Origin of the sequence: Oceanicella actignis (assembly GCF_008124525.1) — a bacterium.
In the GTDB taxonomy this organism is placed as follows: domain Bacteria; phylum Pseudomonadota; class Alphaproteobacteria; order Rhodobacterales; family Rhodobacteraceae; genus Oceanicella; species Oceanicella actignis.
Genome location: NZ_VNHJ01000016.1, coordinates 1 through 18,864, shown reverse-complemented (window position 1 = coordinate 18,864; position 18,864 = coordinate 1). Strand labels below are relative to the sequence as shown.

15 protein-coding genes and 1 pseudogene are annotated in these 18,864 nt (G+C 71.6%); 4 read left to right on the top strand and 12 right to left on the bottom strand.

Annotated features, from left to right (window positions below):
- Positions 1–236 (top strand): annotated as a pseudogene (locus tag LY05_RS14630) (FAD binding domain-containing protein); the annotation flags it as partial.
- A gap of 61 nt (positions 237–297) precedes the next feature.
- Here the strand turns inward: LY05_RS14630 and yghU are convergent.
- The 6 genes from yghU to scpA all read right to left on the bottom strand — a co-directional run bounded on the left by yghU (position 298) and on the right by scpA (position 10,562).
- Positions 298–1,185, bottom strand: a complete 888-nt coding sequence (gene yghU / locus LY05_RS14625) for a glutathione-dependent disulfide-bond oxidoreductase (RefSeq protein WP_148923652.1) — start codon at positions 1,183–1,185, stop codon at positions 298–300.
- 83 nt (positions 1,186–1,268) lie between these two features.
- Entirely contained in the window at positions 1,269–2,723 is a 1,455-nt protein-coding gene (guaB, locus tag LY05_RS14620; protein ID WP_148923651.1) for an IMP dehydrogenase, read from the bottom strand.
- Between the two features lie 116 nt (positions 2,724–2,839).
- Positions 2,840–3,838: a TDT family transporter gene (locus LY05_RS14615; RefSeq protein WP_170259025.1), complete on the bottom strand. Its 999-nt coding sequence runs from the start codon at positions 3,836–3,838 to the stop codon at positions 2,840–2,842.
- A gap of 181 nt (positions 3,839–4,019) precedes the next feature.
- Positions 4,020–5,894 (bottom strand): propionyl-CoA synthetase, encoded by a 1,875-nt coding sequence (locus tag LY05_RS14610; RefSeq protein WP_148923649.1) that lies wholly within the window; start codon positions 5,892–5,894, stop codon positions 4,020–4,022.
- A gap of 102 nt (positions 5,895–5,996) precedes the next feature.
- Positions 5,997–8,276, bottom strand: a complete 2,280-nt coding sequence (locus LY05_RS14605; protein WP_148923648.1) for an NADP-dependent malic enzyme — start codon at positions 8,274–8,276, stop codon at positions 5,997–5,999.
- A 141-nt stretch (positions 8,277–8,417) separates the two neighbouring features.
- The gene (gene scpA, locus LY05_RS14600; protein WP_148923647.1) at positions 8,418–10,562 is read right to left on the bottom strand and encodes a methylmalonyl-CoA mutase; all 2,145 of its coding nucleotides are present in this window, start codon (positions 10,560–10,562) and stop codon (positions 8,418–8,420) included.
- Positions 10,563–10,637: 75 nt separating this feature from the next.
- On the opposite strand from scpA, the gene LY05_RS14595 reads away from it, so the two are divergent.
- Positions 10,638–11,090, top strand: coding sequence for a DUF4174 domain-containing protein (locus LY05_RS14595; RefSeq protein ID WP_170259024.1), 453 nt, complete (start codon positions 10,638–10,640; stop codon positions 11,088–11,090).
- Positions 11,091–11,152: 62 nt separating this feature from the next.
- Here the strand turns inward: LY05_RS14595 and LY05_RS14590 are convergent, their stop codons facing one another.
- From LY05_RS14590 to LY05_RS14565, 6 genes are all read right to left on the bottom strand, one after another.
- Positions 11,153–13,246, bottom strand: a complete 2,094-nt coding sequence (locus LY05_RS14590; RefSeq protein WP_148923645.1) for an acetyl-CoA carboxylase biotin carboxylase subunit — start codon at positions 13,244–13,246, stop codon at positions 11,153–11,155.
- Positions 13,247–13,423: 177 nt separating this feature from the next.
- Complete coding sequence (locus LY05_RS14585) at positions 13,424–13,708, bottom strand: YMGG-like glycine zipper-containing protein (RefSeq protein ID WP_211356338.1); 285 nt, start codon at positions 13,706–13,708, stop codon at positions 13,424–13,426.
- A 31-nt stretch (positions 13,709–13,739) separates the two neighbouring features.
- A complete protein-coding gene (locus LY05_RS14580; protein ID WP_072748478.1) occupies positions 13,740–14,006 on the bottom strand; it encodes a hypothetical protein in 267 nt (88 codons plus the stop codon).
- 120 nt (positions 14,007–14,126) lie between these two features.
- The gene (locus LY05_RS14575; protein WP_072748488.1) at positions 14,127–14,465 is read right to left on the bottom strand and encodes a hypothetical protein; all 339 of its coding nucleotides are present in this window, start codon (positions 14,463–14,465) and stop codon (positions 14,127–14,129) included.
- The gene (locus tag LY05_RS14570) at positions 14,465–14,881 is read right to left on the bottom strand and encodes a hypothetical protein (RefSeq protein WP_148923644.1); all 417 of its coding nucleotides are present in this window, start codon (positions 14,879–14,881) and stop codon (positions 14,465–14,467) included. Before LY05_RS14570 ends, LY05_RS14575 begins: the two co-directional genes overlap by 1 nt.
- Before the next feature lie 64 nt (positions 14,882–14,945).
- Positions 14,946–16,478: an acyl-CoA carboxylase subunit beta gene (locus tag LY05_RS14565; RefSeq protein ID WP_148923643.1), complete on the bottom strand. Its 1,533-nt coding sequence runs from the start codon at positions 16,476–16,478 to the stop codon at positions 14,946–14,948.
- A gap of 255 nt (positions 16,479–16,733) precedes the next feature.
- On the opposite strand from LY05_RS14565, the gene LY05_RS14560 reads away from it, so the two are divergent.
- The gene (locus tag LY05_RS14560) at positions 16,734–18,146 is read left to right on the top strand and encodes a helix-turn-helix domain-containing protein (RefSeq protein WP_148923642.1); all 1,413 of its coding nucleotides are present in this window, start codon (positions 16,734–16,736) and stop codon (positions 18,144–18,146) included.
- Positions 18,147–18,261: 115 nt separating this feature from the next.
- Entirely contained in the window at positions 18,262–18,750 is a 489-nt protein-coding gene (locus LY05_RS14555) for a (2Fe-2S)-binding protein (RefSeq protein ID WP_148923641.1), read from the top strand.
- The last annotated feature ends 114 nt before the right edge of the window (positions 18,751–18,864 follow it).

The following is an 18,864-nucleotide window of genomic DNA, read 5'->3' as shown; positions in this document are numbered from 1 at the left end:
TCTTCGTCGCCCGCTACGACGACCATGTCCGCGTCGCCGTCACCGGCGCGTCCGAAAACGGCGTCTTCCGCTGGACCGAGGCCGAACAGGCCCTGAGCGCCAGCTTCGCCCCCGAGGCCCTCGAGGGCCTCGCCCTCAGCCCGGACGGCATGATCGAGGACATCCACGGAACCGCGGCATACCGCGCCCACCTCGCCGCCGTCCTCACCAGACGCGCCGTGAAAAACGCAAACTGAAACAAACGCGCCGGCGGGACAACATCCCGCCGGCGTCATCGCGCAGGCCCGGCGGCGCGGCTCAGCCGCGCGCGGCCGCGATGCGGGCGAGCGCGGCGTCGATGTCGGCCGCGTCGTGGCGCTCGGGCAGCTGGTTCGCCTCGTCGCCCCAGACGCGATTGACCAGGACGCCGCGCTTGACGGCCGGGCGCTCGTTGATCTCGCGCGCCCAGCGCTGCACGTTCTCGTATTCATGCACCGACAGGAACTCGGCCGCCTCGTAAAGCCGGCCCAGCGCCAGCGCGCCATACCAGGGCCAGATGGCGATGTCGGCGATGGTGTAGTCCTGCCCGGCGATGTAGGGCCGCTCGGCCAGCTGGCGGTCGAGCACGTCGAGCTGGCGCTTGACCTCCATCGCGAAGCGGTTGATCGGGTATTCCATCTTCTCGGGCGCATAGGCGTAGAAATGCCCGAAGCCGCCGCCCAGATAGGGCGCCGAGCCCATCTGCCAGAACAGCCAGTTGAGCGTCTCGGTCCGCCCGGCGCGATCGGTCGGCAGGAAGGCGCCGAACTTCTCGGCCAGGTAGAGCAGGATCGAGCCCGATTCGAACACGCGCAGCGGCTCGGGCTCGGAGCGGTCGACAAGCGCGGGGATCTTCGAGTTCGGATTGATGCGCACGAAGCCGGACGAGAACTGGTCGCCCTCGTTGATGCGGATCAGCCAGGCGTCGTATTCCGCGCCCTCGCGCCCCAGGGCCAGCAGCTCTTCGAGCATGATGGTGACCTTCACGCCGTTCGGCGTGGCCAGCGAGTAGAGCTGCAGCGGATGGCGCCCGACGGGCAGCTCGGCCTCGTGGGTGGGGCCGGCGACGGGGCGGTTGATGCTGGCGAAGCGGCCGCCGCTTTCCTTGTCCCAGGTCCAGACACGGGGCGGAACATAGGCGGCGGGCGCGTCGGCGGTGTCGGTCATGGCGTCGGGGCTCCTGATGTTGGAAACCCCGCCGTCTTGCCATGGCGGCGGCGGCGCCTCAAGCCCGCCGCCGCGGGCCCGCCTCAGCCGATGCGGTAGTTGGGCGCCTCGCGCACGATCTGCACGTCGTGGACGTGGCTTTCGTTCAGGCCCGCATTCGTGATGCGCACGAAGCGGCAGCCGCTGCGCATCTCGTCGATGGTGCGGTTGCCGGTGTAGCCCATGGCCGCGCGCAGCCCGCCCGTCAGCTGGTGCAGCACCCCCGAGACGGCGCCCTTGTAGGGCACCTGGCCCTCGATGCCCTCGGGCACCAGCTTGTCGGTCGCGGCCTCTTTCTGGAAATAGCGGTCGGCCGAGCCGCGCGCCATGGCGCCCACCGACCCCATGCCGCGATAGGCCTTGTAGCTGCGGCCCTGGTAAAGGATCAGCTCGCCCGGCGCCTCGTCCGTTCCGGCCAGCATCGAGCCGATCATGGCGCAGCTGGCGCCCGCCGCGATGGCCTTGGCCAGATCGCCCGAGAACTTGATGCCCCCGTCGGCGATGATCGGCACGCCCGCGCGGCTGGCGGCCTCGGCGCAGTCCATGATCGCGGTCAGCTGCGGCACGCCCACCCCCGCGACGATGCGCGTGGTGCAGATCGAGCCCGGCCCGATGCCGACCTTGACCGCGTCCGCGCCCGCGTCGATCAGCGCGCGCGTGGCCTCGGCGGTGGCCACGTTGCCCGCGGCCACCTGCACGCGCGAGTCATGCGCCTTGATGCGCTCGACCGCGCGCGCGACCGAGGCCGAGTGCCCATGCGCCGTGTCGATCACGATCAGGTCCACCTCGGCGTCGATCAGCGCCAGCGAGCGCTCGAACCCCGCGTCGCCCACCGTGGTGGCCGCCGCCACGCGCAGCCGCCCCAGCGCGTCCTTGCACGCCTGCGGGTTCAGCACCGCCTTTTCCAGATCCTTGATGGTCAGCAGCCCCGCCAGGCGCCCTTCGGCGTTGACCACCAGCACCTTCTCGATGCGGCGCCGGTGCATCAGGCGCCGGGCCTCCTCGACGTCGACGGGCTCGCGCAGGATGGCCAGGTTCTCGGCGGTCATCAGCTCGCGCACGGGCGCGTCGTCGGACTGGGCGAAGCGCATGTCGCGGTTGGTCAGGATGCCGACCACGTTGCGCTCGTCGTCCACGACGGGAAAGCCGGTGATCTTGTAGCGCTCCTGCAGGGCGCGGGCGTCGGCCACGGTCTGATCGGGGGTCAGCGTGACCGGGTTGTAGACGACGCCGCTTTCGAAGCGCTTGACGCGGCGCACCTGGCGCGCCTGCTCGGCGATGTCGAGATTGCGATGGATCACGCCCATGCCCCCCGCCTGGGCCATGGCGATGGCCATCTCGCTTTCGGTCACGGTGTCCATGGCCGAGCTGACGAGGGGGATGTTCAGCTCGATCTCGTTGGTGATGCGCGTGCGCAGCACCGCGTCCGAGGGCAGCACCTCGGAGGCGCCGGGAACAAGCAGAACGTCGTCGAAGGTGAGCGCCTCGCGAATCTCCATCGGAAGTCTCCTGATGCAGGGGGTTCGTTTGGCAGCCTCCTTTCGCACGCGGCGGCGGCGCTGAAAAGGGGGCATCGCGCCGCTCGCCGGGGCGGCCGGGGCGCGGAGGCGCGCGCTCAGCCCTTGAGGCGCCCGTCGCGCAGCGCCAGCGCCGCCCCCGCCGCGACGCGCAGCGTCGTCGCGCTGGCGGCCGCCGTCAGCAAGGCGGCCAGCCACCAGGCCCCCTGCCCGGCCGCCGCGCCCGCCGCGCCGCCGATGGCGCCCGGCAGGCGCTCGGCCCCCAGCATCGTCGCCCCGGCCAGCGACGCGAGCGGGAAGGTGAAGGCGCCCCAGGCGGGCGACCAGCCGCCCTCGGCCAGCCAGGCCAGCCGCGGCGCCAGCGCCAGCGCCACCGCCAGGGCGGCCGCCCAGGCCGGCAGGACCAGCGCCTCGGACCACGGCGCGCCCAGCGCCGCGCCCGAGATCGCCGCCAGCGCCGGCGGGGCGACGAAGATCGCCAGGCCCGGCCGCAGCGTCGGCGCAAGCCCGCCCCCCGCCAGCGCCCCGCGCAGCCATGCCAGCATGAGCGGCGTCAGCGCCGCCCACACCGCCAGCGCCGAGCCGTAGAGCACCGCCGAGGCGGTTCCGAAGCCCAGCGCCGCGCCCCCGATCGGCGCCACGATCTGGCCGACGAAAGGCAGGTAGAGCGCCGGCGTGACGGGCCGCAGATGCGGCGGCGCGGACAGCAGCACATGCAGCGTCGCGCCGGCGAAGACCCAGTGCAGCGCCGCGCCCCCGACCCACAGCGCCGCCGCCGCCCCCGGCAGCGCCGGCGCCGCCGCCGCGCCGACCAGCATCAGCCCCATGCTCAGCGCCGCCAACGCGCCGCGCGCGGGCGGCGGCGAAAGATCCTCGAGCGCGCGGGCCGGCCGCCGCGCCAGCGCCGCCAGATAGAGCGCCCCCGCCAGCAGCAGCGCCATGCTGGCCACGCCCAGCCACAGCTCGCCGATCCACGGCGCCAGGCCCAGGACGCGCGCCCCCGCGCGCAGCGTCAGCCCCGTTCCCACGAGCCCCAGAAGGGTCGGGAACAGAACGGGCGGAAAGGATCGGCGGCGGGCGTCGGCGAAGGCGGGCATGGGCGGCTTTCCTTGCGCGGGCCGCCGCCCGAGGGCGGTCGGCGTGACGAGCATGAACGCCCAGCGCCCCCGCCCGGCCCCGCGCCGGCGGCGGCGCGCGTGAGTGCGCGCGGCGTTCCCGGGCGCTCATATTCGCGCGCGCGAATGCGGGCAAGGCCCGCCCCGCGCGCGCCCCTGCGGCTCAGCGTCCCAGCGCGGCGCGGATCTCGTCCAGAATGGCCGGATCGTCGATGGTCGCCGGGGTCTTGAAGGGCGCCCCGTCGGCGATCTTGGCCATGGTCGCGCGCAGGATCTTGCCCGAGCGCGTCTTGGGCAGGCGATCGACCACCAGCGCGCGCTTGAAGGCGGCGACGGGGCCGATGCGCTCGCGCACCAGCTGCACGCACTCGCGCACGATGTCCTCATGCGGGCGGTTGACCCCGGCGTTGAGCACCAGGAAGCCGACCGGAACCTGGCCCTTGAGCTCGTCCGCCACGCCGATCACCGCACATTCGGCCACGTCGGGATGCGAGGCCAGCACCTCTTCCATCGCGCCGGTGGACAGGCGATGGCCGGCCACGTTGATGACGTCGTCGGTGCGGGCCATGATGTAGATGTAGCCGTCCTCGTCGATCATGCCCGCGTCGCCGGTCTCGTAATAGCCGGGGAAATGCTCGAGATACGCCTTGCGGAAGCGCTCCTCGGCGTTCCACAGGCCCGGCAGCGTGCCCGGCGGCAGCGGCAGGCGGATGGCGATGGCGCCCAGCTCGCCCGGCTTGACCGGATGGCCGCCCTCGTCCAGCGCCTGCACGTCGTATCCGGGCATGGGCACGGCGGGCGAGCCCGGCTTGATGGGCAGCAGCTCGATCCCCAGCGGGTTGGCGGCGATGGCCCAGCCCGTCTCGGTCTGCCACCAGTGGTCGATCACCGGCTTGCCCAAGAGCTCCTGCGCCCAGCGGATGGTGTCGGGGTCGGCGCGCTCGCCGGCCAGGAACAGCGCCTGCAGCGAGGACAGGTCGTATCGCTCGGCCAGCTCGCCGTGCGGGTCCTCGCGCTTGACGGCGCGGATGGCGGTCGGGGCGGTGAAGAACGAGCGCACCTTGTGCTCGGCGATCACGCGCCAGAACGTGCCCGCGTCGGGCGTGCCCACGGGCTTGCCCTCGAAGACGATGGTGGTGCAGCCCTCGATCAGCGGCGCGTAGCAGATGTAGCTGTGCCCCACCACCCAGCCGACGTCCGAGGCGGCCCAGAACACGTCGCCGGGCTGGACGTTGTAGATGTTCTTCATCGACCAGCTGAGCGCGACCATGTGCCCGGCATTGTCGCGCACCACGCCCTTGGGCTGGCCGGTGGTGCCCGAGGTGTAGAGGATGTAGAGCGGATCGGTCCCGCGCACGGGCTCGCAGGGGGCGGGTTCGACGCCGGCCTGGAAGGCGTGCCAGTCCAGATCGCGCCCCTCGATCAGCGCGGCGGGCTGCTGGTCGCGCTGGAGGATCACGCAGAACTCGGGCTTGTGCGCGGCCTCTTCGATGGCGGCGTCGAGCAGCGGCTTGTAGGGCACCACGCGCCCGGGCTCGAGCCCGCAGGACGCCGCGATCACCGCCTTGGGGCGCGCGTCGTCGATGCGCACCGCCAGCTCGTGCGCGGCGAAGCCGCCGAACACCACCGAATGGATCGCCCCCAGCCGCGCGCAGGCCAGCATCGCCTCGAGCGCCTCGGGCACCATGGGCATGTAGATCACCACCCGGTCGCCCTTGCCCACGCCGCGCGCGCGCAGCGCCCCGGCCAGCGAGGCCACGCGCTCGCGCAGCTCGGCATAGGTGATGACGTGCTTCGTGCCGGTGATCGGGCTGTCATGGATGATGGCCGGCCGGTCGCCATGGCCCGCCTCGACATGCCGATCGACGGCGTTGTGGCAGGTGTTGCACACCGCGTCGGGGAACCAGCGGTAGATCGGCGCGCGCGAGGCGTCCAGCGCGCGGGTCGGCGGCTCGATCCAGTCGATGCACTCGGCGGCCTTCATCCAGAAGCCCTCCGGGTCGGCCTTCCATGCCTCGTAGACGTCCTTGTAGCCCATTCTCCCTCTCCCCCGTTTGGCCGGCGCTCGCGTCCGGGCGGACGGCGCCCCCTGCTTGATGCGGCGGCGCGGCGCGCGCCGCCTTGACCTGGCGCAAGGCGCTCAGGCGTAGCTCTGCACCGGCGCGCCGGCCAGCGCCGAGATGTTCAACAGCCCCCGCGTCGTGATCGACGGCGTGACGATATGCGCCCGGTTGCCCATTCCCATCAGGATCGGGCCGACTTCAAGAGCGCCGCCCAACTGCTTGAGAATGTTGCGCATTCCAGACGCGCTGTCGGCATTGGGCAGGATCAGCACATTGGCCTCGCCCTGCAGCCGCGAGCGCGGGAAAAGCCGCGCGCGCAGCTCGGGGTCGAGCGCCGTGTCGGCGTGCATCTCGCCCTCGTATTCGAAATCGGGCTCGCGCTGGTCCAGCAGCGCCATGGCCGCGCGCATCTTGCGCCCCGAGGCGGTGTCCAGATTGCCGAACTGCGAGTGGCTGAGCAGCGCCACCTTGGGCGTGACGCCGAAGCGGCGCGCATGTCGCGCCGCGGCGATGGCGATCTCGGCCACCTCCTCGGCCTCGGGGTCGGGGTGCACCTGGGTGTCGGCGATGAAGACCGGCCCCTTCTCGAGCAGCATCAGGGACAGCGCGCCGACGGGCCGGAATCCATCTCGCGCAAGCACTTGACGAACGTAGTTCAAGTGCCACAGATACTGCCCGAACGTGCCGCAGATCAGGCTGTCGGCGTCGCCCCGATGCACCGCCACCGCGGCGATGGCGGTGGTGTTGGTGCGCATGATGGCGCGCGCCAGATCGGGCGTGACGCCGCGCCGCTCCATCAGCTCGTGATAGGTGGTCCAGTAGTCGCGATAGCGGCTGTCGCTTTCGGGATTGACGATCTCGAAGTCCCGGTCCGGGCGGATCGGCAGCCCGTAGCGCTCGAGCCGCGTCTCGATCACCTCGGGGCGGCCGATCAGGATCGGCTTGTCGGTGGTCTCTTCGAGCATGGCGTGCGCGGCGCGCAGGACGCGCTCGTCCTCGCCCTCGGCGAAGATGATGCGCCGCTCGGCCTTGCGCGCCGCGTCGAAGACCGGCCGCATGATCAGCGCCGAGCGGAACACCGCCCCCGCCTGCGCCTCGCGATAGGCGGCGAGGTCGGGCAAGGGGCGCGTGGCGACGCTCGTGCGCATGGCCGCCTCGGCCACCGCCGTCGCCACCGCCGCGCGCAGGCGCGGATCGAAGGGCTTGGGGATCAGGTAGTCGGGGCCGAAGACCATGCGCTCGCCGCTGTAGGCGGCGGCGGCCTCGGCCGAGCTGGCCTGGGTGGCCAGATCGGCGATGGCGCGCGCGGCGGCCAGCTTCATCTCCTCGTTGATCTCGGTCGCGCCCACATCCAGCGCGCCGCGGAAGATGAAGGGAAAGCACAGCACGTTGTTGACCTGGTTCGGATGGTCCGAGCGCCCCGTGGCCATGATGACGTCGGGGCGCGCGGCGCGCGCCTCGTCGGGCGCGATCTCGGGGTCGGGATTGGCCAGGGCGAAGACGATGGGCCGCTCGGCCATGGCCGCCACATGCTCGGGGCGCAGGGCGCCCGGGGCGGACAGGCCAAGGAAGAAGTCGGCGCCGCGGATCGCCTCGTCCAGCGCGACCGGGCCGCCGGGGCGCGCATAGGCGGCCTTGTGCGGGTTCATGTCGGCCTCGCGCCCCTCATGCACCAGGCCGTGCAGGTCGTAGAGCCAGATGTTCTCGCGCCGCGCGCCCAGCGAGACCAAAAGGTTCAGGCAGGCGATGCCCGCCGCCCCGCCCCCGGTCGAGACGATGCGCGCCGTCTCGATCCGCTTGCCCGCCACGCGCAGCGCGTTGAGCGCGGCCGCCGCCACCACGATCGCCGTGCCGTGCTGGTCGTCGTGAAAGACGGGAATGTTCATGCGCTTGCGGCACTCGGCCTCGACGACGAAGCAGTCGGGGGCCTTGATGTCCTCGAGATTGATCGCGCCGAAGGTCGGCTCGAGCGCCGCCACGATCTCCGCCAGCCTTTGCGGGTCGCTTTCGTTCACCTCGATGTCGAAGCAGTCGATGTCGGCGAACTTCTTGAACAGGACCGCCTTGCCCTCCATCACCGGCTTGGCGGCCAGGGGGCCGATGTTGCCCAGCCCCAGAACGGCCGAGCCGTTGGTGACCACCGCCACCAGATTGCCGCGGGCCGTGTAGCGGGCGGCGGCGGCCGGGTCGGCCTGGATCTCGCGGCAGGCCTCGGCCACGCCGGGGCTGTAGGCGCGCGACAGGTCGCGCTGGTTGGCCAGCGGCTTGGTGGCGCGCACCTCGAGCTTTCCGGGGCGCGGCAGCGCGTGATAGTCCAGCGCCGCCTTGCGATTGGATTGCGTCTTTTCGTCCGTCATCACCTGTTCCGCCCGATGTTGCGCCGCCCGGGGCGGGCGCGCCGCGAGTCTTCTTCTTACCCCGCGTCAGGCCCCGCGCGAAGGGGGCCGCCCTTCGCGCCGGCGCGCGGCGGCGAGGGCGGCGGGCCGGGGGCGGCGCGCTCAGCCCGCCGCGCCGCGCGCCTCGCGGATCAGCCGCAGCACGCCGCGCGCGGCCTCGGGGATGTTGGTGCCCGGGCCGAAGATCGCCTTCACCCCCGCCTTGCGCAGGAAGTCGTAATCCTGCTGCGGGATGACGCCGCCGCACACGACGATGATGTCCTCGGCGCCCTTCTCGCGCAGCGCCTCGATCAGCCTGGGCGCCAGGGTCTTGTGCCCCGCCGCCTGGCTCGAGATACCCACCACGTGCACGTCGTTGTCCACCGCGTCCTGCGCCGCCTCTTCGGGCGTCTGGAACAGCGGCCCCACATCGACGTCGAAGCCGATGTCGGCGAAGGCGGTGGCGATGACCTTGGCGCCGCGGTCGTGCCCGTCCTGCCCCATCTTGACCACCAGCATGCGCGGGCGCCGGCCCTCTTCCTCGGCGAAGGCCTCGACCTCGCGCTGGATGGCGGCGAAATCCTCGTCGCCCTCATAGGCGGCGCCGTAGACGCCCGACAGCGTGCGCACCTCGGCGCGATGACGACCGAACACCTTTTCCATGGCGTAGGAAATCTCTCCGACCGTGGCGCGGGCCCGCGCCGCCTCGACCGCCGCCTCGAGCAGGTTCCCCTCGCCCGAGGCCGCCACCTGCGTCAGCCGATCGAGCGCCGCGTCCACCGCCGCCTGATCGCGCGTGGCGCGGATGCGCTCGAGCCGCGCGATCTGCGCCTCGCGCACCTTGGCGTTGTCCACCTCGAGGATCTCGATCGGGGTCTCCTTCTCGGGGCGATACTTGTTGACGCCGACGATCACCTCCTCGCCGCGGTCCACGCGGGCCTGGCGGCGGGCGGCGGCCTCTTCGATGCGCAGCTTGGGCATGCCCGACTCGACCGCGCGGGTCATGCCGCCCATGGCGTCGATCTCCTCGATCAGCTTCCACGCCTCGTCGGCCATCTCCTTGGTCAGGCGCTCGACGTAATACGAGCCGGCCAGCGGATCGACCACGTTGCAGATGCCGGTCTCTTCCTGAAGGATGAGCTGCGTGTTGCGCGCGATGCGGGCCGAGAAGTCGGTCGGCAGGGCGATCGCCTCGTCCAGCGCGTTGGTGTGCAGCGACTGCGTGCCCCCCAGCGCGGCCGAGAGCGCCTCGTAGGCCGTGCGCACCACGTTGTTGAAGGGGTCCTGCTCCTGCAGCGACACGCCCGAGGTCTGGCAGTGGGTGCGCAGCATCAGCGACTGGGGCTTCTTGGGGTCGAACTCCTTCATGATCCGCGCCCACAGAAGCCGCGCGGCGCGCAGCTTGGCGATCTCCATGAAGAAGTTCATGCCGATGGCGAAGAAGAAGCTCAGCCGCCCGGCGAAGGCGTCCACGTCCATGCCCTTGGCCAGCGCCGCCTTCACGTATTCCTTGCCGTCGGCCAGGGTGAAGGCCAGCTCCTGCACCAGCGTCGCGCCCGCCTCCTGCATGTGGTAGCCCGAGATCGAGATCGAGTTGAAGCGCGGCATGTTCTTCGCCGTGTACTCGATGATGTCGGCCACGATGCGCATGCTCGGCTCGGGCGGGTAGATGTAGGTGTTGCGGACCATGAACTCCTTGAGGATGTCGTTCTGGATGGTCCCCGACAGCTCGGCCGGGCTGGCGCCCTGCTCCTCGCCGGCGACGATGAAGCAGGCCATGATCGGGATCACCGCGCCGTTCATGGTCATGGACACCGACATCTCCTTGAGCGGGATGCCGTCGAACAGGATCTTCATGTCCTCGACCGAGTCGATGGCCACGCCCGCCTTGCCCACGTCGCCGACCACGCGCGGATGGTCGCTGTCATAGCCGCGATGGGTGGCCAGGTCGAAGGCGACCGACAGGCCCTTCTGCCCCGCCGCCAGGTTGCGGCGGTAGAAGGCGTTCGATTCCTCGGCCGTCGAGAAGCCGGCGTATTGGCGGATGGTCCAGGGCCGGCCGGCATACATGGTCGCGCGCGGGCCGCGCACGAAGGGCTCGAAGCCGGGCAGCGAGCCCAGATGCTCGACGCCCTCCAGATCCTCTTCGGTGTATAGCGGCTTGACGTCGATCCCCTCTGGCGTGCGCCATATCAGCTCGTCGGGATCGCGGCCCTTGAGCTCCTTGCGGGCCAGCTCGCGCCAGGCGTTCAGATCGGGTTTCGTCATGCTCTGTCTCCTTCAGACGCGCCGCGCGCGCGATGCCCCATGGCGCCGGGGCGCGAAAGGGTTAGATTGAGCGCCATGAACCAAAGACGCCGAATTCTGCGCGCCCTCGCCCTGTTCGCCATGCCGTTCGTCCTGTCGCGCCGGTCGCGCGCGCAGAACGGCGGCGCGCCCGAGGCGGGCGCGGACGAGGACCCGCTCGCCCCGCTCCTGTGGGTCAAGCGCCCCGTCATCATCTTCGCCGACGATCCGGGCGATCCGCGGCTGGCGCACCAGCTGGCCGAGCTTGCGCGCGAGAAGGCCGAGCTCGAGGCGCGCGACGTGGTCGTGATCGTCGACGACCGCAAGCCCGCGCGCCGCGACCAGGCCTCGGCGCTGCGTCGGCGCTTCCGCCCCCACGGCTTCACCGTGATCGTGCTGTCCAAGGACGGCGAGGTGGTCAAGCGCCACCCGGACGTGATGAGCGCCTTCGACCTGATGCGCCTGATCGACCGCCTGCCGCGGCGCCTGCAGGAGATGGGCCGCGGCTGAGCGCCCCGCCGCGGCGGCGGCGGGCGCGTGGCCGGGAAAGGCGAAGGCGGGCGCGGCGCGGATCATTCGAACTCCATGATCACCTCGTCCACCGCCAGGCTTGCGCCGGGGGCGACGTTGATGCGCGCCACCACCCCGGCGCGCTCGGCGCGCAGGACGTTCTCCATCTTCATGGCCTCGACCGTGCACAGGGGCTGGCCCTCCTGCACCTCCTGCCCCTCTTCGACCGCGATCGAGACGACAAGCCCCGGCATCGGGCACAGCAGCAGCTTCGAGGTGTCGGGCGGCAGCTTCTCGGGCATCAGCCGCGCCAGCTCGGCCACGCGCGGCTCGCGCACCTTCACGTCCAGATCCGCGCCGCGGCGGCGGATGCGGAACCCCTCGGGGCGCATGTCCACCTTGGCCACCAGCGGCGCGCCGTCGATCGTGGCGCGCGCCAGCCGGTCGCCGGGGGTCCAGTCGCCCTCGACCGTCGCCTCGGTTCCGTCCTCGAAGCGCACCTTCACCGCGCCGTAGCCGTGGATCAGCACGTCGGGGTTGCGCGGATCGCGGCCCTTGGGGGCGATGGCCAGCTCCTCGCCCTCTTCGGTCATGATGTGCCCGCGCGCCAGCGGCGAGACATGGGCGCGCCATTCGCGCGCGCCGATGCTCACCACCCAGTCGCGCGGCGCGCGCCGGTCATGGGGCGAGAGCACCCCCGAGATCCGCCCCTCGCGCCGCGCGGCGACGGTCTTCATCGCCGCCGCGCCGGCGGCGATGCGGCGCAGCTCCTCGTCGGGCAGCGTCACGCCGTGGAAGCCGTCGGGGAACTCCTCGGCGATGAAGGCGGTGGTGATGTCGCCCGAGATGAAGCGCGGATGATCCATCACCGCCTGGCAGAAGGGCAGGTTGTGGCCGATGCCCTCGACCTCGAACTCGTCCAGCGCGTTGCGCATGACCTCGATCGCCGCCGCGCGGTCCGGGCCCCAGCTGCACAGCTTGGCGATCATGGGGTCGTAATGCATCGAGATCTCGCCGCCCTCGTAGACGCCCGTGTCGTTGCGCACGGCGCCGTCGGGGCCGCTGCGCTCGGCCGGCGGGCGGTAGCGCGTCAGCCGCCCGATCGAGGGCAGGAAGTTGCGGTAGGGATCCTCGGCGTAAAGGCGGCTCTCGATCGCCCAGCCGTTGATGCCCACATCCTCCTGCGTCAGCGGCAGCTTCTCGCCGGCGGCGACGCGGATCATCAGCTCGACCAGGTCGAGGCCGGTGATGAGCTCGGTCACCGGATGCTCGACCTGAAGGCGGGTGTTCATCTCGAGGAAGTAGAAGTTGCGGTCGCCGTCGACGATGAACTCGACCGTGCCGGCCGAGCAGTAGTTCACCGCCTTGGCCAGCGCCACCGCCTGCGCGCCCATGGCCGCGCGCGTCTCGGGGTCGAGGAAGGGGCTGGGCGCCTCTTCGATGACCTTCTGGTTGCGGCGCTGGATCGAGCATTCGCGCTCGTTCAGGTGAATGACGTTGCCGTGCCTGTCGCCCATCACCTGGATCTCGATGTGGCGCGGCTGGGTGACGAACTTCTCGATGAAGATGCGGTCGTCGCCGAAGCTGGACATGGCCTCGTTCTTCGAGGACTGGAAGCCCTCGCGCACCTCCTCGGCGTTCCAGGCGATGCGCATGCCCTTGCCGCCGCCGCCGGCGCTGGCCTTGATCATGACCGGATAGCCGATCTGTTCCGAGATGCGCACCGCCTCGTCCGCATCCGCGATCAGGCCCATGTAGCCGGGCACGGTGCTGACGCCGGCCTCGGCGGCCAGCTTCTTCGAGGTGATCTTGTCGCCCATCGCCTCGATGGCCGAGGCGGGCGGGCCGATGAAGACCACGCCCTCATCCTCGAGCGCCTTGGCGAAGCGGCTGTTCTCGGACAGGAAGCCGTAGCCCGGATGCACCGCCTGGGCGCCCGTGCGGCGCACCGCGTCAAGGATCTTGTCGATGACGATGTAGGATTCGGAGGCCGGCGGCGGGCCGATATGCACCGCCTCGTCGGCCATGCGCACGTGCAGCGCGTCCTTGTCCGCGTCCGAATACACCGCCACCGTCGCGATGCCCATCTTGCGCGCGGTCTTGATGACCCGGCAGGCGATCTCGCCCCGGTTCGCGATCAGGATCTTCTTGAACATGCCGTCTCCTTTGCCGCAAGCCCGCCCCGGGGCCATGCGCAGGCGCGCGCGCGCCCGCCCTTCGGCCGCCGGGGGCCGAAGGCGCGGCGCACGCGCGCGCCAGCGCGCTTCGATGCGTGATTGGATGGATGGTTGACGAATGCGGCCGCCGCCGCGCCCGCGCCGCGGGCCGCGCGCTCAGCGCTTGAGCGCGCGCTCCAGATCCAGCGCGTCGGGATCGGTGAGCACGCCGGTCGCGGCGCCGACCGCGCCGCCCACCACCGCGCCGGTGAGGACCGAGCCCCCGACCACGGCCGAGCCGACCGCGCCCACCGCCGCGCCCACCGCGCCGCCGCTGACGGCGCGCTCGCTCTGGCTGCGCCCGCAGCCCGCCGCGGCCAGCGCCAGCGCCAGCGCGGCGCAGACCGCGCCGCGGCGCAGCGCGCGCCCGCCGCCGAAATCGCCGATGGTTCCGTTCGCCATGATCCCGCCTCCCTGCGTCGCCCTGCGGCGCTCAGTCCGGCTCGTCGGGCAGCATGACCAGCACGCCCCAGACGATGCCCACCATCGAGAAGGTCACCCCGAACGCGCCCGCCAGCATCAGCACCACGATCCAGCCGTCGGCCGCGCCATGCACCCGCGCGCCAAGCCCGCCGACGTCCAGCCACAGCAGCGCCAGCAGGAACGCCCAGCCCGCCATCACGCCGTTCAGCGCATGGCGAAAGACGAACCGCATCAGCCGGTAGGGATCGGCCGGGGGCTGGAGCTTCTTGCGCGTCATGGGCCTTCTCCGTCGCGCGCGGCGCCCACGCCGCGCGCCAAGATTGAGCATGACCCGAAAATATGGCGCTCGCAGGGCGCCTTTCCAGCGCCTCGGGCCGCGACGGGACGCCGCGCGCGCTCATGGCGCCAGCTCCGGGAAGCTGCGGCGCACCTCGTCCATGTCCACGCGCAGAAGCTGCTCGTAGGAGCAGGGATCGAAGGGCTCGACGGCCTTGACCTCGCGCCCCAGAAGCCAGCTCAGCCGGCCCGCGTCCAGATTGCCGCGCTCGAAGGGCTGGTCGCCGAAATGCTCGATCAGGCAGGCCAGGAAGGCGGCGTCGGCGCGCCGGTCCTCGGGCTTGCGGTCGCGGTAGCGCTCGCGCGCGCGCAGCGGCGTGGGGTTGGGCTGGGCGCGGCGGATGGTGAACTGCATGTCCGTGCCGGGCAGACGGCCCGGAAAGCCGCGGTGCTTGCGCATCATGAACCCTCCTGCGGATCGGCCCCGCGCCGGGCGGCGGCGCGCGCCGCGTTGCGCGACCAGCGCAGCCGGCTGGCCGGATCGGCCAGCAGCTCGGCCAGGCGATGCTCGATCAGCGCGCGCGGCGCGGGCCGGCAGTCGAGCCGCCCGCCCGCCGTCGCCAGCACCCGCGCCCGCCCCGGGCTGGAATGGTCCGAGGCGACCTCGACCGCCGGGACGAAGCCGCGCACCGTGCGCAGCGCGCGCCAGGCGTCCTGGCGGATCTGCCGCGCCAGCGCCCGGCGAAAGCGCGCGCGGTCGATCCCCTCGGGCGCGCGCGCGTCCCAGGCCGCGTGCACGGCCACGTCGAAGCGCGCGCCCCGGGCGGGCGCATGCAGCGCCGCGCCGTCGGCGTGCATGTCGCGCCAGCGGGTCATGGGCGCGCCCCCCGCGCGGCTGCGGCGGTCCGGCCGGTCATGCGAACGCCTCCTGCGGCCCGCCTCACAGCGGGATGTTGTCGTGCTTCTTCCACGGATTCTCGAGCTTCTTGCCCCGCAGCGCCTTGAAGGCCCGCGCCACGCGCCGGCGGGTCGAGTGCGGCATGATGACCTCGTCGATGAAGCCGCGCTCGGCGGCGACGAAGGGATTGGCGAAGCGGTCCTCGTATTCCTTCGTGCGGCGGGCGATCTTCTCGGGGTCGCCCAGCTCGGAGCGGTAGAGGATCTCGACCGCGCCCTTGGCGCCCATCACGGCAATCTCGGCGGTGGGCCAGGCGTAGTTGACGTCGCCGCGCAGATGCTTCGAGGCCATGACGTCATACGCGCCGCCATAGGCCTTGCGGGTGATGACCGTCACCTTGGGCACCGTCGCCTCGCCATAGGCGAAGAGCAGCTTGGCGCCGTGCTTGATGACGCCGCCATATTCCTGCGCCGTGCCGGGCAGGAAGCCGGGCACGTCCACGAAGGTCAGGATCGGGATCTCGAACGCGTCGCAAAAGCGCACGAAGCGCGCCGCCTTGCGGCTCGAGTCGATGTCGAGGCAGCCGGCCAGCACCATGGGCTGGTTGGCGACCACGCCCACGGTCGAGCCCTCGAGGCGGATGAAGCCGGTGATGATGTTCTTGGCGAAATCCTTCTGGATCTCGAAGAAATCGCCCTCGTCCGCGACCTTCTCGATCAGCTCCTTCATGTCGTAGGGCTTGTTCGGGTTCTCGGGCACCAGCGTGTCCAGGCTGGGCTCGATGCGCGCGGGGTCGTCGTAATAGGGGCGCACGGGCGGCTTCTCGCGGTTCGAGAGCGGCAGGAAGTCGACCAGGCGGCGCACCTCGGCCAGCGCCTCGACGTCGTTCTCGAAGGCGGCGTCGGCGACCGAGGATTTCGTGGTGTGCGTCTTGGCGCCGCCCAGCTCCTCGGCGGTGACGACCTCGTTGGTGACGGTCTTCACCACGTCCGGGCCGGTGACGAACATGTAGGACGAATCGCGCACCATGAAGATGAAGTCGGTCATGGCCGGCGAATACACCGCCCCGCCCGCGCAGGGCCCCATGATGACGCTGATCTGCGGGATCACGCCCGAGGCCATGATGTTGCGCTGGAACACCTCGGCATAGCCCGCCAGGCTGGCCACGCCCTCCTGGATGCGGGCGCCGCCCGAGTCGTTCAGCCCGATCACCGGCGCGCCGTTGCGCATGGCCATGTCCATGATCTTGCAGATCTTCTGCGCGTGGGTCTCGGACAGCGAGCCGCCGAAGACGGTGAAGTCCTGGCTGAAGACGTAGACGAGGCGGCCGTTGATCGTGCCCCATCCCGTGACCACGCCGTCGCCGTAGGGGCGGCTTTCCTGCATGCCGAAATCGGCGCAGCGATGGGCGACGAAGGTGTCGTATTCCTCGAACGAGCCTTCGTCGAGCAGCACCTCGATGCGCTCGCGCGCGGTCAGCTTGCCCTTGGCGTGCTGGGCGGCGATGCGCTTCTCGCCGCCGCCCTTGCGGGCGATTTCGCGCCGGGCCTCGAGCTCCGCGAGGATTTCTTTCATCAGGACGCCTCCACAGCTGCGTGCGCCGGCCGCGCCGGCGGGTTCCGGGCATGATTTGCGCTGCAACATAGCCCCGACGCCGGGGCCGCGAAACGATTGATCGGCGGAATTGCGTAGTCTATCAATGCTGCGGCTTGCGAATTGCGAATTTGCGAATACGCGGCCCGCCCCGACCCACGCCGGAACGAACCGCCCCCGACCGAAGCGACCGCCCAGCCCCCCAGCCCCCAAGGACCAGCCCCCGGAAGCCCCGCCATGACCCACAAGCTCTACGCCGGCGCCCAGCTGCGCGAGACGCGCCGCGCGCGCGGTCTGACCCAGGCGGAATTCGCAAAGCGGCTGGGCATTTCCCTCAGCTACCTCAACCAGATGGAGAACAACCACCGCCCGATCTCGGCGGCGGTGATCCTGGCGCTGGCCGAGCAGTTCGACTTCGACCTCTCGCGCCTGTCGGTCGGCGAGACCGACCGCATGGTCGCCGACATGCGCGAGGCGCTGGCCGACCCCGTCTTCGCCGGCCACGCGCCGCCGCTGGCCGATCTGCGCCTGGCCGCGGCCAACGCGCCGGCGCTGGCGCGCGCCTTCCTGACGCTTCACCGCGCCTATCGCCAGCTGGGCGAGCGGCTGGCCTCGGTGGACGAGGCGCTCGACCGCGCCGACGACAGCCTCGCCCCCCAGCCCTGGGAAGAGGTGCGCGACTTCTTCCACTATTGCGACAACTACATCGACGCCGTCGACCGCGCCGCCGAGCGCTTCGCCCAGGAGTCGGGCTTCGAGGGGCGCGACAAGCTCAAGGCTGGCGCCGACTGGCTCGAGGCGCGCGGCGTCGCCCTGCGCCTCGACCCCGACGGGCCGCTGCGCCGCTTCGCCGACGGCGTGCTGACCCTGTCCGCGCGCGCCGCCCCCGCCACGCAGGCCTTCCAGCTGGCCCATCAGGCGGCGCTCATCGCCCATGGCGAGCTGATCGACGCCACCCTCGACCTGGCGGGCTTTCGCACCGACGAGGCGCGGGCCATCTGCCGCGTCGGGCTGGCGAACTACTTCGCCGGCGCGGCGCTGCTGCCCTATCAGCGCTTTCTCGAGGCGGCGGCGCGCGCGCGCCATGATCTCGAGATCCTGGCCGATTCCTTCGGCGCCTCGATCGAGCAGGTGGCCCACCGCCTGTCCACCCTGCAGCGCCCCGGCGCCAAGGGCGTGCCCTTCTTCTTCGTGCGCGTGGACCAGGCCGGCACCATCACCAAGCGCCACTCGGCCACGCGGCTGCAATTCGCGCGCTATGGCGGCGCCTGCCCGCTGTGGAACGTGCACCAGGCCTTCGAGACCCCCGGCCGCATCCTGCGCCAGCTGGCCGAGACGCCCGACGGCGCGCGCTACATCTGCCTCGCGCGCGACGTGACCAAGCCCGGCGGCGGCTTCCGCCGGCCCACGCGGCGCTACGCCATCGGCCTGGGCTGCGAGACGCGCTACGCTGCCCAGCTGGTCTACGCCGACGACCTGGACGTGGACAATCCCGCCTCCTACGAGCCCATCGGCGTCAGCTGCCGCATCTGCGAGCGCGCCGACTGCCACCAGCGCTCGGTCCCGCCGGTCAAGGCGGCGCTGAGCATCGACCCCGGCCTGCGCGACGTGCTGCCCTACCGGCTGCGCGCGGCGGGGCGCGACGACTGAGGCGCTTGCGACTTCCGAACGATTGACCGCGCGCGCCCGTCCGTTACGATCCTCGCCGAAAGCCAGGGACGCGCGCCGCAGTGGCGCGTCGCCCAGCGGCGCAGGGAGGAAATGCATGACGATCGTATCGATGCGGGTGAACGGGCGCGCGGTTGCGGGCGAGGTGGAGGACCGGACGCTTCTGGTGGAGTTTCTTCGCGAGGGTCTTTCGCTGACGGGGACGCATGTGGGGTGCGACACGTCGCAATGCGGTGCGTGCGTGGTGCATGTGAACGGTTCGGCGGTGAAGTCGTGCACGATGCTTGCGCTCGAGGCGCAGGGGGCGGAGGTGACGACGATCGAGGGGATGGCCGAGCCGGACGGCTCGCTTGGGGCGATCCAGCGCGCGTTCCAGGAGCATCACGGGCTTCAGTGCGGCTTCTGCACGCCGGGGATGGTGATGAGCGCGGCGGCGCTGCTGCGCGAGAACCCGTCGCCGAGCGAGGCGGAGGTTCGGGCGTATCTGGAGGGGAACATCTGCCGCTGCACGGGGTATCACAACATCGTGAAGGCGATCTTGGCGGCGGCCGAGGAGCTGCGCGCGGCGCCCGCGGCGGCCGAGTGAGGCGGCGGCCGGGCCGCGGAGGGGCCCGGCGGGGAAGGCGGGGCGGCGCGCGGCGCCGCCCGGGGCCCGCGGCGCGGCCGCGGGCGCGGAAACGGGCGGGCGCCGAGCGCGGCC